At 39.3% G+C, this 17,052-nt stretch carries 10 protein-coding genes and 1 pseudogene; 8 read left to right on the forward strand and 3 right to left on the reverse strand.

The window, feature by feature from the left end:
• The 7 genes and pseudogenes from ATS71_RS00240 to pelG form a co-directional block, all read left to right on the forward strand.
• A pseudogene (locus ATS71_RS00240) lies at positions 1–2,438 on the forward strand (endo alpha-1,4 polygalactosaminidase); the annotation flags it as partial.
• Positions 2,438–5,719, forward strand: a complete 3,282-nt coding sequence (locus tag ATS71_RS00245) for a tetratricopeptide repeat protein (RefSeq protein WP_058403004.1) — start codon at positions 2,438–2,440, stop codon at positions 5,717–5,719. The pseudogene ATS71_RS00240 and the gene ATS71_RS00245, both read left to right, overlap by 1 nt.
• Before the next feature lie 14 nt (positions 5,720–5,733).
• Positions 5,734–6,249: a hypothetical protein gene (locus tag ATS71_RS00250; protein ID WP_058403005.1), complete on the forward strand. Its 516-nt coding sequence runs from the start codon at positions 5,734–5,736 to the stop codon at positions 6,247–6,249.
• Positions 6,246–7,547, forward strand: coding sequence for a PelD GGDEF domain-containing protein (locus tag ATS71_RS00255; RefSeq protein ID WP_058403006.1), 1,302 nt, complete (start codon positions 6,246–6,248; stop codon positions 7,545–7,547). Before ATS71_RS00250 ends, ATS71_RS00255 begins: the two co-directional genes overlap by 4 nt.
• The gene (locus ATS71_RS00260) at positions 7,540–8,523 is read left to right on the forward strand and encodes a tetratricopeptide repeat protein (RefSeq protein ID WP_058403007.1); all 984 of its coding nucleotides are present in this window, start codon (positions 7,540–7,542) and stop codon (positions 8,521–8,523) included. The genes ATS71_RS00255 and ATS71_RS00260 overlap by 8 nt, the downstream gene beginning before the upstream one ends.
• Positions 8,516–10,033 (forward strand): GT4 family glycosyltransferase PelF, encoded by a 1,518-nt coding sequence (gene pelF / locus ATS71_RS00265; protein ID WP_058403008.1) that lies wholly within the window; start codon positions 8,516–8,518, stop codon positions 10,031–10,033. Before ATS71_RS00260 ends, pelF begins: the two co-directional genes overlap by 8 nt.
• Positions 10,021–11,385, forward strand: a complete 1,365-nt coding sequence (pelG, locus tag ATS71_RS00270; protein WP_058403009.1) for an exopolysaccharide Pel transporter PelG — start codon at positions 10,021–10,023, stop codon at positions 11,383–11,385. Before pelF ends, pelG begins: the two co-directional genes overlap by 13 nt.
• Positions 11,386–11,443: 58 nt before the next feature.
• On the opposite strand, the gene ATS71_RS00275 is transcribed toward pelG, so the two are convergent.
• The 3 genes from ATS71_RS00275 to ATS71_RS00285 form a co-directional block, all read right to left on the reverse strand.
• On the reverse strand, positions 11,444–12,442 hold the full coding sequence (locus tag ATS71_RS00275) for a D-Ala-D-Ala carboxypeptidase family metallohydrolase (protein ID WP_058403322.1): 999 nt from the start codon (positions 12,440–12,442) through the stop codon (positions 11,444–11,446).
• 11 nt (positions 12,443–12,453) lie between these two features.
• On the reverse strand, positions 12,454–13,710 hold the full coding sequence (locus tag ATS71_RS00280) for a L,D-transpeptidase family protein (protein WP_235591381.1): 1,257 nt from the start codon (positions 13,708–13,710) through the stop codon (positions 12,454–12,456).
• 277 nt (positions 13,711–13,987) lie between these two features.
• Complete coding sequence (locus tag ATS71_RS00285) at positions 13,988–14,965, reverse strand: DNA topoisomerase IB (protein ID WP_058403011.1); 978 nt, start codon at positions 14,963–14,965, stop codon at positions 13,988–13,990.
• A 187-nt stretch (positions 14,966–15,152) separates the two neighbouring features.
• On the opposite strand from ATS71_RS00285, the gene ATS71_RS00290 reads away from it, so the two are divergent.
• The gene (locus tag ATS71_RS00290; protein WP_058403012.1) at positions 15,153–17,039 is read left to right on the forward strand and encodes a hypothetical protein; all 1,887 of its coding nucleotides are present in this window, start codon (positions 15,153–15,155) and stop codon (positions 17,037–17,039) included.
• Positions 17,040–17,052: the final 13 nt, after the last annotated feature.

Here is a 17,052-nt window from a genome sequence, read left to right on the forward strand (position 1 = left end):
TTTCCGATTTAACTTCAACACAATGGCAACAACAATTAAATAGCTCGGCTGTTACGTTAAAAAAACGTGGCTTTAGTGGGTTGTTTTTAGACACCCTTGATAGCTATCAATTATTAGACAACGCACGCTACAACAAATCAGCGCAGCAGGCTGGATTAGTTTCAATAATAAAAGATCTTTCTTTAGTATTTAACAAGCAATTAGTGCTCAATCGTGGCTTTGAGTTACTTCCTAGCCTACAAAACCTTGCAACCGATTTAGTCGCTGAGGGGTTATTTAGCCATTTTAATCCGCTTGATAATAGCTACAAATTTACCACTGAGAGCGATCAAGCATGGTTAGCTGCCCAACTTAAAAAAGCGCAAAGTTTAGGCTTTAACGTGCAAGTTATTGATTATGCAAAACCTGATAAACGTCTTGTAATGGCTGAAAAAATTATTGCTTCAGGGTTTAATGCTTGGGTGACCGATGGGCATTTACAAACCTGGGGAACATCAGCTATTAGCCCCGTACCTAGGCGTGTGCTTATTCCGTACAATAGTGACTTAAAACCTCTAATTTATTCTACGGTTCACTTAAAGCTGGCCACTCTGATTGAGTATCTAGGTTATATTCCTGACTATATTGATATGGCCAAGCGAGATCTGCCATTAGTTGACCCAAGTTTACATGCTGGAATTATTTCGTGGACCAACATGGCCGGCTTCTACTCTGCGACGGTTATAAACTGGCTTGAGAGCAACTTAGGCGTTGTGCCTCAATTAATTGTTGGTGAGCTACCACAATCAGCTAAATTATTAGCAGCATTAGGCGTGCAAACGCTGAACAGCTCCCCCCCTGGCCCTTATAAACTTAACTATTTAACACCATGGTTAGAAGGTGAGTCAGGTTCTTCGCCTGCCATTACCAAACCTTATTTATTAAAATTAGCGCCAGAAGCCACCACCCTTATTGATATAACAGCAACTGATGGCAGCACAATTGTACAAAGTGCCAAAACCAAATATGGTGCAGTTATTGTCGCCCCATGGCTAATTGATACGCTACCAATGGAAGGCAGTAACTGGGTTGTTGACCCACTTACACTGCTTACAAAAGCAATGGGATTACCCGCTATACTAGCACCCGATACAACGACCGAAAGTGGCAGACGAATGCTTACTATGCATATAGATGGTGATGGCTTTACCAGCATTGCACACTTTGAAGGAAGTCCTTATGCCGCAGAGGTCATTCGCGATGACATTATTAAACCTTATAAACTTCCCATAACATCTTCCATTATTCAGGCTGATATTGAGCCTGGAGGAATTCATGCTAAACACAGTAATAAACTAGAAAAAATTGCGCGCAGTATTTTTGAACTCCCCTATGTAGAAGTGGCTTCGCATACTTATAGTCACCCTTACTTTTGGACCGCGCTTTCGGGCCGAAAAGAGATTGACGAAGAAGATACAGACTATGGGTTTCATTTAGATGTACCTGGCTATGACACAATTAGCTTAGAAAAAGAAATTACCGGCACCATTAATTACATTAACGAAAGGCTAGTACCTAAAGGAAAAAAAACAGTACTTATGTTGTGGTCGGGCGATGCTACACCCGGTCCAGACGCATTAAAAATAGCGCGTAATGCTGGTGTACTAAATGTAAATGGCGGCAATACTGATGTAAATAGTGATAACCCTAGCCTTTCACATATATCGCCGATTGCGCGCCCTGAGGGTGATTTACTGTATCAAATTTACGCGCCAATACTGAACGAAAACGTATACACTAATTTATGGCATGGTCCGTATTACGGATTTAAGCGACTAACAGAAACCTTTGAAATAACCGAAAAGCCATACAGGTTAAAGCCCTATACTATTTACTATCATTTTTATTCTGGCGAAGTTCCTGCAGGGCTTGACGCCCTAAAGCATAATATTGACTATGCATTAGAAAGACCTAATACACCGGTGTACTTAAGCCATTATGCAAAAATTGCGAAAGATTTTTACTTTTCTGCTTTAGCTAAAAATAGTAAAGGCGACTGGTTGTTTAGTTCAAAAAACATTCGCACCCTTCGCATACCCAGCGACTTTGATATTGCAAACATATCACAAAGCGATGGGCTGCTAGGGGTAACGCAACAAGGCAACTACGTACACACTATTGAGGGTATCTCGCGTATTAGTTTTGACCACAGCAAAAAAAATAATACCCCTTATTTAGCCTCTGCCAATGTAGTAATAGATACATGGCAAGTAAATGGTGCGGTTAGTTTTAAAGCGTGGATACCTGCAACACTTGATTTAGTGAATGCCCGCTCATGCCAATTTATATCTCACATGGGAAAAAGGTATAAAGGTATCACTCGCGGAAAAATAACCCACTTTAAACTGCCTGCAGGTGATTTTTTTGGTTATTTGAACTGCACAGGGGTTGCTAAGTAATGAATACCAAAAAGCGCCCTCATTTAGTTTCAATAAAAACAATTTTAACAATACTCGCTGTTAGCTGTTTTTCGTTGTATGCGCTATTTCCGCACACCTTATTTTTTGAAGACGATGCACTTTCACAAGACTACACATTCGAAAAGTCATACTTACACGCTGCACTTAATACTGACCCAAACAATGAAAAACTGCGCGCTAAATTAGTTGAACTGCATATTGCATTGAGTGAATATTCAAACGCAACTAGTGAGCTAGAAAGACTAACAAAAAGTCGGCGTAAAACAGAACTTGAAATAAAATTACTTTACTCATTATGGCTTGCAAGTGGTGCCAATGAAGATGATCGATTTGAAGAGCTTTCATTAAAGGTTAGTGCCTATAAACCATGGAACGAAGACGTTCTTAGCATCGCTAAGGCACTCGGTTTGAATGTTAAGCTTGCACATTATTATCAAACACACAAAAAGCCGTTAATTGCCGCTGATTATTGGCTAACCGCAGGCGAGCCTGCAAAAGCGCTGCTGCTTTACAAAAATAACATGAGCGAAACAATAGCTGAAAAAGCCATTGAAACCGCTCTCGGGGCAAACGAAGCGGTGCAAGCTTATGCGTGGTGGAAGCAATATGGGGATCAATCAAACATAAAGCGCACACTTTATCTCGCTGACTTAGCAGGCAATAAAGAAGATGCAATTACTGCAGCTACAAAACTGCTGCGCGAAGAACCTAACAATAATAAATACTTAACACAGTCAATGCAGCTTCACTTAGCTAATGGCGATGCTAATGGCGCTGAAATATTGCTTTCAAAACTACTAAAACAAAAGCCTAACGATAAAGAGCTTCATTTACTTAACTGGAAAGTAAAGCGCTGGCTTAATAAGCCAAAAGAAGCACTTAAAGAATTTAAATGGTTAATGATAAATAAAGCTGTTACCGCATCAATGCTTACAGACAGTATTAACGATGCAACGGCTTTATACTTGTACCAAGACGCTAACGACATTTACGCTTATAAAGCTAAAAATAGGCAACTAAAAGGCAATGGCTTTACTAAATGGATGCAAACTAACGAATTTATTGGCGATGCCAAACAAGAGCTCAGACACATAGAGCGTTTTGAAAGCATAAACGGTAAAAGCGTATTATCGCAATATTGGAAAGCAAAAGTATTACATGACACAGGCAACTTAAACGGTTTACGTAATTTGTGGCCTATTTATCAGGGTCCCAAAAACGAAGAAGATTTAATGTGGCTAGCTCGCGCGTTTTGGTTAAAAAACGACTTTAACACGGCACTAACTATTTTAAAGCAAAAGCAGCAAAGTACCGATGACGAGTTTTGGAGTGCCCGCGTTGACATGGCGCTCAGGGTAAAAAATAAAAAAGAACAGCTTCATGCCCTTGAGCAACTCAAAGCACTGGGTAAATTAGGCGCAGGCGATTTATTGCAGTACCAGCAACTTAGATTTGAAGGCAACCCACATGAATTATTGACGTATTTGTGGCAGCAACCTTCACTGAGCGAAAGTCAGCTAATTGACATTGCTAACTTAAGTACGCAAATAAACGATTCAAACGCCGTTGAACGAATCCACAATGAACTAAACAAGCAGCGCTACAACAAGGCGCTCTACCCTGCTTGGTTAATTATTTCTAACTGGTATCAAAATCAAAGCGATTTGAATTCAGCTTATACAACACTTAACCGTGCCGCAAAACTGAGCGAATACAGCCCCGATGTGGTGCTTACACAAGGCTGGTTAGCACTGCAAATGCATGACAGTATTATGATTTCACGTATTTTAAATAACTATGCAGACAACGACCCAACGTATGCGTGGGGTCAGCTTTTGGCAAGTTTATCAATTTATGAAAAGTCATATAACAGTGCTTATTTTTACCTACGAAAACTAGCGATAGCTGAGCCCAGTGACTTAACCACATTAGTAAATTTAGCCGATGTAATGAGACAACTTGGCTATTACGCTAACGCCACAGAGCTTAATCATTATCTTCTTCAGCATTTACCGAAAGATAAATACGCATACCGAGGACTTATGTTTCGCTGGGCTGGCGCTATGGCTATGCCTCATTTAATGCAGCTAAACACACTCGATGAGTTAGCCCCTGAAACCATAGGCACAGCACAAGCAAATTGGTGGTTATCGCGCCGTGCGGCGCAAAAACTTGAGCCTTGGCAAACACTCCAGTTGTACATGACCCAAGGTGAATTTATTAAAATTAAACAATTAGTTGACACAAATACGCTTAGCGAAAACGATCAATTAAGCGCGCTTTTATACCTAAATCAACCTTATGCAACTATGCAACGTTGGTATGAAGAGCTAATTAACGAACCAAACGAAGCTCAACTAGGCTTTTTAAGAAACACGCGAACAGCTTATTTTCGCGCACTTGAAGTAAACCTATCACCGCAAGCTGGGCTCAATAGTACGCAATACGACATAAATGTGTATTTCCCTTATGCAAAAGGTCAGTGGAAACTTAGCCTTAGCGATCAGCAAAACCTTGGGAATAACGGACTGCTATTCGCAATAGAAAATACCATGACGTTTGGCCGTTGGGCTTTAAATGCAAAAGTTGATACACATCAGGGCGATATTGTTAGCCGACAAGGCTTGAGTTTAGATTCTCGTTATCAGTGGGATGCGCGTACTCAAGTTGGCGTAAACTTACACTACAACGCCGAAAACCGCCAATCTGAAGTGTTACTCAGCTATGCGCAACTTAATAAAGCCACGGCTTATATAAATTATAATATTGATAACAGACAAAGCATGCAGCTATCAGCAGCTGCTATGTCGTTCACGCGTAGAGACAACAACAGCACACTCGTTAATGGACAAGAGTATAACGCACGCTACCAATACAGTATTTTAAAAGATCGCCCTATTTGGAACGCCTACTTTAGTGCGCAATGGCAAGACTTTGAACGAGTAAATACTGCGATTAATACAGACAGAAGACCCAGACGAATAGTTATTGAGCCGTTTAGGCGCTTTGCCCTAGGTACTTCATTTGCATCAACAGGCTCATTAACGCCCCCATACTTGGGTGCCAGTCCGTCTTGGCTATTTGACATAAGTACAGGCTATCAAACACTGAACGATACAATAGATGTGTCTGTTTCCAGTGGGGCCGGGTGGTCTGTCCTTGGTGATGATTTATTTAAATTACAGCTCGGTTACCAAAGTAGTAATAAAGTCGGTAACTCAGATACACAGTTACAATTAGGATATTACATACATTTTTAATGTTAGGAGAGAATATGTTTCGCTTAGTTTTACTTAGTTTAGTTTTGCTCTTATCAGCTTGTACAACAAGCCGAATTGCTGATGACATCGAAATTAGCCCATCAACAACCGTGGCTTTATTACCGCTTGTTAATCATGCACAAACACCACTGGCAGGTGAACGCGCTGAAGATATTTTAGCGAGTATTTGGCAACAAAATAAGCTACCTAAGTTACTTCGTGCGCCAAGAAATAGCAGTAAAGACCTCCCACCTTTAGACGATCAATACCGTTTAAACAATGCAATGCAATGGCTCAATACTCAACAAGCTGACTATGTACTTAGTGGCAGTATTGAAGAATGGCGTTATAAAGCAGGTCTTGATGGAGAGCCTGTGGTTGCACTTACTTTATCGCTTACAAAAAACGGGGAAACAACACCAATTTGGACCGGCACCATTGCAAAGAGCGGTTGGGGACGCGATAGCATTGCAGCAACGGCGCAAGATGTCATTGCCGATTTAGTGTCTTACATTGAGGTTAGTGAGTGAAAACACATTTCTTACGCCCAAGAGACGTTCCTGAGCTACAGATATGGGCTGAGGTATGTTTTTTTACCGCTTTAGCTTTAGGGCTGCCTGTTCTATTTAACGCTGAGGATCCCTATTGGACGCAAGGAGGGTTTTCTTGGCCGGTATTAGGACCGCTACTTGTGGCTCTTCGCTATGGGTTCTCAAAAGGTTTTATTAGTATTTTAACCTTACTCGTAGGGCAATTATTGCTAATACAAAGCACTATATTAGACCCTCAAAGTGAGTTTAATATTAACGCTATGATTGGCTACATTATTGTGGTTATGGTGGCAGGTGAATTTAGAGATGTATGGGAGCGCACTAATCAACAGCAAAGTATTCAACTTGCATATGTATCTGATCGACTTGAAAAATTTACGCGCCAATATCATTTAATTAGCTCATCACATGACCGCATTGAACAAATGCTTGCTGGACATACGCTTAGTTTACGTGAGTCATTACAAGCCGTACGCGAATCAATTGGAAAGTTAAAAGAAAGGCGCTTAGACAGTGCCGCAGAGGTTATTTTAAATTTATTTATAGAATATGGTTCGATTGAAAAAGCAGGCTTGTATAAAGTAGAAAACAATAAAATACGAGAGCCTGCACTAGCTTCTATAGGTAAAATGAGCGAGCCATCTAATTCAGACCCGTTAATAGCTGCCATGTTTGACGAAAAAGAACTGGTGTCACTTAAAAACCCAAAAGCTTCATCGGGTGATAGCAAGTATCATATTGCCATTCCATTGATTGATGTTAACGACACAATTTATGGGGCTATTTTAGTTGAAAAAGTGAAGTTTTTTGCTCTCAAAGAAAACACCCTTACTTTACTTGCAGTCATGGCCGGACACATTGGTGATTTATTGCGTCACGAAATCACTAACCCAATAATGACACGTGAAGAGTCGCCCTACTTTAAGCGCCAAGTTAAACACGCAAACAAGGAAGCAAAGCGTTATAAAATACCTTCATACTTTTTAAAGGTAAACGCGCTAAGTATTAACGATGAATCTCGAAGGCTAATGGAGTATTTAACCGAAGCTCGCCGAGGGTTAGACATTTATTTATACGATAATGAAAAACAAGTTTTATTAATCCTGATGCCGCTTGCCGATGAACTTGAAAAAGACGGTTTTGTAATGCGAATGAACAGCTGGTGTAAAGAGCGTACCGGTAAAATCTTAACAGAACTCGATATTATTATTGAGAAAGAAGTCGCATTTCCGGTCAATAAGGATGAATTATCTAAACTGGTAACCCTGCATGATTAAAGTAGTGATAGCCGCCTTAGTTGCATTTTTATGTGAATATTTTGCACTGCGAGAGATTCTAGACACACCAAACTGGCTTATTGTTATTTTACTGCATTGCATTGCAAGCATACTTTTTACCTTTGTAAGCTACGTTTTTATTCCTAAAAAATATAAAACAACGCTTATAAATGGCTCGCTATTATTCTTCTTGTTACTGTTTAGCCTACCTGTTTTTGGTCTTTTAGGTGTCGTGCTGGCGCTTACGTTCGCGCTATGTAAGCCACTTAAAAATGACGATACTGAAATAATAGAACATGAAATTCCAGAGCTCCCCTTTGAAGTTCGCGATATTTCAATAAACCCTACTTATTCAATTGGTGGCGTAAAAGCTATTTTAAAGTATGCAACAGAGCCCAATAAACGCTTAACCGCGGTAATGGCTGCTCGGCACATGCGCGACAGCCAAGCAATCCCAATTTTAAAACTAGCCCTCAAAGATTTAGAAGACGATATACGCTTACTGGCTTACTCAACACTTGACGCTAAAGAAACAAAATTAAACGAAAAAATTAGTGTTTATCAGCAACAAATAGCCAGCACCACAAAACAACCTGAGCTGAGTAATTTACAGCAACAATTAGCCCAAGTGTATTGGGAGCTTAGTTATTTAGGGCTTGCACAAGGCGCTCTAAAAACATATGTATTAGAAAAAGCTGAAGCGCTCAGTTTACAAAGTATTGAGTACGCGCAAAAACCAGCTAATTATGTATTTTTAGGGCGTGTTTATTTAGCGCTGGGTCATTACGAACGTGCGCTTGATTTTCTTGTACAAGCAACTGAATTAGGTATGGCGCGTCGCCATGTTTTACCCTACAAAGCCGAAGTTGCCTTTTGTATGAGTAAATATGATGACTGTAAACGCTACTTAAGTGAGCTACCTGAACAACCTAAAGGAAGCGAGCTTCGCCAATTACAGGAGTATTGGAATGCCTAAACCCAATGCTGATATATTATTATTGTTAGAAGGTACTTATCCCTATGTGCGTGGGGGCGTATCAAGTTGGGTTCATCAAATTATTGAAGGGCTACCTCATTATAACTTTGAGCTTATTTTTTTAGGCGGTGCTTCTGAGCATTATGGCGACATTAAATATACACTTCCAAAAAATGTCACAAAATTGCATGTTCACTATTTAGTAGAGCAAAATAATACTGATATAAAAGCAAAGCACGGCGTTAAATATAAAAAAGAGTTATTTGAATTTTGGCAGCAACTACAACGTTACTTTAGGGACTCAAAAGAGCCTATTCCTACTGAATTACTTAAATTTGCATTTGAACAACTTGGGCAAAAAAATGGCATAAACGAGGCTGATTTTTTATATAGTGAGTCATCTTGGCAAGTATTAGCAGATTACTATTTAACATTTTGCGACGAATCATCTTTTATTGATTTTTTTTGGTCGTATCGTAACTTGTATAAACCTTTATTTAAAATTGCAGATATTGCCCGCCAATTACCAAAAGTTAAACTCATACACTCTATTTCGACAGGTTATGCCGGTTTTTTAGGTGCTGGTGCAAGTGTAATTAATAACACGCCTTACCTCTTAACTGAGCATGGTATTTATACAAAAGAGCGAAAAATAGACTTAATTCAAGCCGATTGGATAAAAGAGTCTGAAGCAATTTTAGGTAAAAATTTAAATACCGAAATGGGCTTTATTCGCCGAATGTGGATCACTTTCTTTGAACAAGTAGGCCGCACAAGTTATCACCAAGCCGATAAAATCATTTCACTTTACGAAGGCAATAGGCAACGCCAAATTAAAGATGGAGCCTGTGAGGAGCGTGCGTTAGTCGTACCTAACGGTATTAAAACCGCTCATTATGCCAAAGCACTAGCTGCACGTTCTAAAACTATTCCATTAACCGTCGGATTAATTGGCCGCGTAGTACCAATAAAGGATATTAAAACCTTTATTCGTGCCATCAAAGAAGTGCAATCAAGCATGCCCACAATAGAGGGGTGGATCATAGGCCCTTTTGAAGAAGACCCTAAATACTACAAGGAGTGTCAATTATTGGTGGGAAGCCTTGATTTAGAACACCATGTTAAATTTTTAGGTATGCAAAATATTGCCGAAATACTCCCTAAATTAGGCCTTGTTGCTTTAACATCTATTTCTGAAGCGCAACCCTTAGTATTACTAGAAGCAATGGCAGCAGGCGTTCCTGCACTGGCCAGTGATGTGGGTTCATGCCGAGAAATTATTGAAGGTTCAACAGAGCAAGACAAAGCACTGGGTAAAGCTGGTGAAGTCGTCTCAATTGCATCTCCTAGCGAAACTGCATTACAAATAGCAAACATACTAAAGAACAATGAAAAATGGCATGAGTATCAAACCAGTGGTTTAAAACGTGTAAAAACGTTTTATGACGAAAGCCACATGTTTGCCCGATACAACAAGCTGTATAAGGATACAATGTCATGGCCGGAATAGGTTTTGAGATACGGAAAATTCTCAAAAAAAATACCCTCCTCTCTGTTTTTGAAGCCTATAGCTACGCAGGTTTAATTGGCTCGGGCCCTTGGTTATTATCAATTATTGCACTGATGCTGATTGGTATTTTAAGCCTTGGGATTGTACTACCTAAATTACTGATTATTCAGTTTTTAACGCTTATCACTTACATGATGGCGGCCTCGTTAATATTAACTGGCGGCTTACAGCTAATGCTTACGCGGTTTGTTGCTGATTTATTTTTTACAAAAGATGATGACTCGGTACTACCCAATTTACTTGGTGCGCAACTTATTACGACGATAGGTGCATTACTGGTTGGGTTTGCTGTGTGGCCATTTTTGCCTTTACCCGTTGTAACTAAAATTATTATTTTAGGTGGTTTTGTTAGCCTATGTAATCAATGGCTAGGTGCTATATTTTTATCGGGTATGAAGGAGTACCGCCTTATATTAATTACCATGCTCAGCGGCTACGCGTTCATGGTACTACTCGCATTTTTACTACGAGATTGGCAGCTAGATGGACTATTTTTTGCTTTTTTTGCTGGTGAAGCGCTGCTGTTTTTTAGTTTTTTATTCATGATTATTCGCCGCTATCCAGGCAATAAGCTAATCAGCTTTGACTTTCTTAGTCGAAAAAAAGTCTATTACATGCTGTTTTTTTGCGGGTTATTTTACAATATTGGCGTATGGGCTGACAAAATTTTGTTTTGGTTTTCACCAAGCACATCTATTCATATCATAGGTCCCCTGAGGGCTAGCCCAATTTACGATCTTCCCATATTTCTGGCTTATTTATCGATTATCCCCGGGATGGCTGTATTTTTAGTAAGAATGGAAACCGACTTTGTAGAGCAATATGACCGTTTTTATTCTGCAATTAGGGGGGGCTCCTCACTCGAAGAGATATACTTTTTAAAAGATAACATGATCACGACAGCACGAGGCGGCTTGTACGACATATTTAAAATTCAAGGCATTACCGTTGCGTGTTTATTATTATGGGGCGAGCAAATCCTTACCTATATTGGCATTGATCCTAACTATAAAACACTCCTTTTTATTGATGTAGTGGGCGTAGGCGTGCAGGTAATATTTTTATCTATTCTCAATATATTGTTCTATCTTGATAAGCGCTTTACTGTGTTAGTGCTCTCGGGCCTATTTTTAGCATTAAACATTGTGCTTACGTATTTATCTATTGCACTTGGGCCACAGTTTTATGGCTACGGGTTTGCTCTCTCTACAATAATTACCTCTGTAGTAGGCTTGTTTTGGCTATCAAAGCAGTTTGAAGACCTAGAATACGAAACGTTTATGTTGCAATAAAGACACTTACACCTGATAAAAAGGCGTCAATATATTCCTTATTTATCAGGTGTAAACTTTATTTACTTACCCAGCGGGCTTTAAAGCCACGTGTATCAACATGAATAAATGCCCCTCGGTGCGCTTTAGGGCCATAAACGCCCAAACCACCTAATAAGCCTTTAAATGATTCGCGCCTGGCTAACGACTCTACAATATTTGCCATCACTTTTGCGTCTTCAATAGTATATTTGGCATCTTTATTTATATCATCCATACGGTAATTTCCATCGTTATCGATAAAAATATCCGCAGCGTCTCCAAACACATGACGGCTTAGTTTCACATTCCCAATGGCTCTATTGTAATAAGGTGTTCGGTAACCACTCATCACCACCATGTTACTAACTGGAATGCCTTCTAAAATTAGTTCCTTACGAATTATTTCTAGCTTAAGCAGCAGTTTGCTTTGCAAAAAGAGATACTTGGGATGATTACTTTTTTGCTTACTCACAAATTCTTTTAAAGAAAAGTGAGGCGATAATTTGGTACTTTCATTCTCAGGAGTCACTTCAACAAACCCATTAGGCACAATATAATGTTTTGAATCTTTGATTTGCGATGGCTTCGGGTAGTGCCCTATTTGGTAATATTTTAACTTACCCCCCTCTACTTTATCGGCAGGTACTTTTACAAACACATTTATTACCATACGTTGTTTTTTATTTGGCGATTCAATTATTACCGATGTTAAACCGGGAGTATCCGGGGCCTGCCATTGCCAACGATTAGTATCAGTTAGCATGGGCTTTTGATCGCTAATTAATGTGTAGGCGTCAGGTGATTGCGCATAGAGCACTTCAAATTCAACCTGCTCATTGGGCATTACAAACACCGAAAAAAGCGAGTATGGCATGACAATATCGTTAATTTTTAAACTAAATTCTGCGTCCTCAAAAGCAGGCCTGTTTTGTATATCAACAACCTGATGAGCCGTTTTAGCAGGCTGAGAGGCAAATAAATGCGTACTAAGCAGAGTAGCCAACATACTGATTAATAAAAAACCGATTAATTTCATATTACTTCTCATTATTTACTTTCTAATAATGCCGCAATAACCGACTGGTTATCATTTTTAAGGCGTGCTTTTTGATCGCGATTGTAGATATCATCTCTAAAGTTAACGAGCTTATTTTCATCCACCCACGCAGTCCAATAAACTAAATGAATGGGTAATGGCTCGTCCAAATAAAATGTTTGTGTGCTGTCTTCACTGCGTGCATCGTTAACTTGTGCCAATGCATGTTCTTCACCTTGGTGTTTAATTATTTCTTGTGCAAGTGAAAAAGGGTCTTCAATTCTTATACAGCCATGCGATAGCGCACGTCTTGTTTGGCTAAAGCGCTGCTTTGCAGGTGTATCATGTACATAAATTGCCTCAGGGTTAGGGAACAAATATTTTACTTCACCAAGGGGATTTTTTTCACCCGCACGTTTCACTAAAAAATGATCAAACTGATAAGGCTTAATTGAATCCCAATCAATATTACTGGGGTTAACTGTTTGTGAGTCTATGTAGCTGTTTTTTCTGATTTCAATATTGTTTTTAACAAGGTAATCAGGATCTTCTGCTACTTTAGGAGCTATTTCTCTAGTAGCAATTGAAATAGGTATGCGCCACTCAGGGTTAACTACAAATTTTTCTATTTCGTCACTAAACGACGGTGTTTCCCAACTAGGTTTACCAACAATCACGTTGTTTTGAAGCTTTACATCGCCTACCTTTACATAACGCAGTTGATACTCAGGAATGTTTACAAACACGTAGTGCTCATCGCTCGAACCGGCAAAGTTAGTAATTCTATAAAAGTTTAACTTTAATTTATTGAGCTTTTGCTCAGCTGAAATATTAAGCTTGGCAAACGTGTTCTGGCCTACTCGCCCATCAACGTTTAAGCCATGACGATATTGAAACTGCTTTACAGCAAGCTCAATATGTTTATCAAAAAGGCATGGCGATTCACCGCATACGTTAGTGTGTAAATCTTGTTCTTGAAATAAACGCATTGCTAATAAACTCACAGCTCTACTGTTACTGCCTAGTTCTAGCAACTCGCTGGCTGGTAAAGGAATAAACCCACCACGATTCACTATTTCTTGGTACCAATTAATCGCTTTTTCAGTACGCTTTATTAATTGGGCTGAATATTGATCAAAGTAATAACTATCACTTGTTTGCGTGTAATGCTGTGAGCTGTATGTGGTCAGTGAAGTGCTGGCAAGTAAAGCACCGTCTAGATCATCACTCGCTAGTATGGGTGAAGCAAACATACTTACTAAACTCACAAGCAAAGCCCCCTTAAAAGTAGCTTTGTTTGTTTTAGTAAAACATTTTTTTATAGATAGTCCCTTCACGTTGTACCCCTCGCTAAATAGTGTTGATAAATAAATTTGTACTTGCCGTTAATTTATCAACTAAGGGTGCAACGTCAGTGCCAATAACAAAAAATACAGTAAACCGCTGATATTACTTAATTTTAAAAATAAAATTTAATTCATCTACGTTATAATACAACCTGTTTGTGTAATTAATATACTCAAGTGTGTAAAGTTGCTATCCCGATTAATCATTTAAAAATGCTAAAAAACCACGTTCGTAACGGCTTAAATATTTTGTCTTTCGAGGTAAAGTAAGTGACTCACGCCACGCATTTTGTGCTGCTTCATCTTTTTTACATAGGGTAATTAAAGCCGGATGAACGTAAGATTTGCGCGCTATTGCTGGGGTATTGCCTAATTGTTGAGACACACAATCGAGCATGCTTTTTAAGGTAAGTGCGCCTTTGGCCTTAGCGAGCTGCTTAAATGCAATTACGCTTGCTCGCCAAGTTCTAAAATGTTTTGCACTAAACTCCTCTCCCATTATTCGCTGTATGTATTGGTTTATTTCGCTCGATGTTACGTTAGTACGCTCACCTTCACTTATGTACTGAAATAAATGCTGGCCAGGCAAATCTTGTAAGTCTTTAATTACATGGCTTAGCACTCTGTCAGTAATATTAACCTCACGTTCTTTTCCCGATTTTGCCCGGTATTTTAACTGAATATTTTTACCTGTCAGTTTTGCGTGTCGTGTGCGTAACGTTGTAGCGCCAAAGCTTTTATTTTGTTTTACGTTTCGCTCATTGCCAACTCTTAGCGCTCCTAAATCCATAAGCCTAACTACCGCAGCTAATGTTCGCCCTATATTTAGCTCGCTACCTTGTAAATCTGATTCTAAACGGGCTCTCAATAAAGGAAGTTTGTGGCCAAACACACCACAAGCTTGGTATTTTTTAGCCTCTTGCTGTGCTCTAAACTCTGGGTGGTATCGGTATTGTTTTCTTCCTTTACTATCAAAACCTGTGGCTAAAATATGTCCGTTTTCTTCGGGGCAAAACCATGCACTTTTGTAAGCAGGCGGAAATGCTAAGCCATTCAAACGCTCAATAACCGCTTCATCTTTTATTAATTTGCCAATGGGATCGAAATACTGCCATTGCTTATTTTTAAGCTTTCGAGTGATACCTGGTAAATTATCATCCACATAGATTAACTTCATAAGCACTGCACTCCGATTTGATCATGACAACCATAAAAGATTTAAACTAACATATTCAAATAACCTTAAACTGAACAATATTATTGATATACAATCAAAAATTAAGCAATAATGTTTAAAGTGCATACGTTATTGTAACTCTGCTGATATTCCCTTTTTAGGGTATGCTATTTATAAGGAGCATTTAATGGCTTTTGATTACGGATCAATCGATCTTGGACTAAAGAACCCTTTTAAACTGGAGGGAAAAGTAAAGGCCGTAAGAGGACTTATTGAGTCTATTGTTGGTGTCGGCCTTTTGGTCACCGCATCTGGCTCAGTAAAAGAAGATGCAACCGCAGGTTGGATTTTAATGATATTTGGCATGCTGATACTCGCACTCGGTATTCGTACCTTATCGGGCGGCATTTACGCCACACTTAAGTACTTTGTAGGCAGGAACCACCCTACATCGCTGGCATTTAACTTTAGTAAATCACAAACATCGACTGCACAAGAAGAAAAAAACGAAGTAGCCTACACGGCACAAACACTAGAAGAAATGCTTGTTGGGCGCAAAAACAGTACCTTCAAAGAGCCAAATGGCTTTTTATCTCGCTTACTGCACAGCTTAATACCAAAACTATTATTTTTGCCCTATCCAATACGTAATGTTGCACAACGTTTATTTGGCTCATGGGTTAGTACGCTGGTTGCACTTATTGCTTATGCATTAGTTGCGTTTGTGTCATTATCAGGCTTTACAGGCGAAGCAGGAGAACTCGCTTTTCCAATATATAGCGCTATTTTGATGTTTTATGTGCTGTTTTCTTGGCGTTCGTCTGGCAAACCTATTTCTCGTAATGCAGAAAAAAACATTGAAGCATTGGGCACGGGTGCGCTTGCTAAGATCATTTCTTTATCGTTTATATTACCCATTGCTATAGGCCTTTCTATGTCGTGGCTAATGCAGGAGCAACGCATTAGTAAACAACAAATAGACAACTGGCTAGAACAATTACCCAGCCTCAATGCAGGGCTGTATTTAACAGCCATTATTATACTAGCCGCACTGAGTTGTGCTCTTGTATTTGTAATGATTAAAGCACGTTTAAACGTAGTGACCCCCAGTGCAGAAGTATCAGAACTTCGAGAAAACTGGCAAGAGTCTGTTCACCCTGACGAAATTTTTATAAACCTTGATAATTTAGTGATGGCAAACCGTCGTTACAAAGAAGTGCCGAATAGGGTTTACCGTGAATTAGACCCTAAGCTACAAGAGCAAATTGAAGGTAAAGGCGGATTTAAAGGTGAAATGATTCAAGAAATTCAACCTAAACTGCACACTATGGATTTAGGTAGACAGTTTAGCCTTTCGCGTTTAATTGCGTTAATTAGCGGTAACTTGCTCTACATTGCAGCGCTTAGCTTTACCGTATTACTTGCTTATTCATTTATTAATATTTACCACTATATTGAAGCTGCAAATATAAACACCATTGAACAAGCGTTTAATAATCAAAATATTATAGAGTTTAGTGAGCTATTAATGGCAAGTGTTCACTTATTACTGATTGGTGTATTAATTAAAGCTTTTGCACAGCTGTTAAGTAACAGTGCCCATTTGTTTTTTGCCGAAATGCAATTTGAATCTTTACTGGTGTATTTTAAATGTGAAGGCACATTTACAGAGTCCAAAATATCAACAGGTACTGGGATTCACGACAGCACACGCTCAGAAAACACCCTAGTACGCAGCAGCATAACGCCTTGGGTTATTGTTTCACGTATTGTTTCGACAACCTTTGCCGCAACAGGTATGAAAAACCTTGAACATCCTCGCCATATTATGGAAATGCACAAAGATGAAGGTCAATTACAAGCAATCAAAAAAGATGTAATCGCCTTTTTGAAAGACCGCGAATCAATTGCGTCAATAACGAGTGAACGCGATTTAGGTAATGCCTCTCAACTGCATCAGCTAAATCAGCAAACTCGCGCAATGCCTATGCAACCTGCTTTAACTAAAGACGATGAAGAAGCCGCTGGCTTTTTACGCCAAGAGGACGACTTGGCATCTAAGCCAAAAACCTAGCATTTTCAAATAA

Source organism: Pseudoalteromonas sp. H71 (genome assembly GCF_001468485.1).
Taxonomy (GTDB): domain Bacteria; phylum Pseudomonadota; class Gammaproteobacteria; order Enterobacterales; family Alteromonadaceae; genus Pseudoalteromonas.

What these genes read in the sequence shown, in the direction of transcription:
- ATS71_RS00290 (WP_058403012.1), top strand. Translation starts at nt 15,153, where the DNA reads ATGGCTTTTGATTACGGATCAATCGATCTTGGACTAAAGAACCCTTTT.
- ATS71_RS00275 (WP_058403322.1), bottom strand. Translation starts at nt 12,442, where the DNA reads ATGAAATTAATCGGTTTTTTATTAATCAGTATGTTGGCTACTCTGCTT.
- pelF (WP_058403008.1), top strand. Translation starts at nt 8,516, where the DNA reads ATGCCTAAACCCAATGCTGATATATTATTATTGTTAGAAGGTACTTAT.
- ATS71_RS00245 (WP_058403004.1), top strand. Translation starts at nt 2,438, where the DNA reads ATGAATACCAAAAAGCGCCCTCATTTAGTTTCAATAAAAACAATTTTA.
- pelG (WP_058403009.1), top strand. Translation starts at nt 10,021, where the DNA reads ATGGCCGGAATAGGTTTTGAGATACGGAAAATTCTCAAAAAAAATACC.
- ATS71_RS00285 (WP_058403011.1), bottom strand. Translation starts at nt 14,965, where the DNA reads ATGAAGTTAATCTATGTGGATGATAATTTACCAGGTATCACTCGAAAG.
- ATS71_RS00260 (WP_058403007.1), top strand. Translation starts at nt 7,540, where the DNA reads ATGATTAAAGTAGTGATAGCCGCCTTAGTTGCATTTTTATGTGAATAT.
- ATS71_RS00250 (WP_058403005.1), top strand. Translation starts at nt 5,734, where the DNA reads ATGTTTCGCTTAGTTTTACTTAGTTTAGTTTTGCTCTTATCAGCTTGT.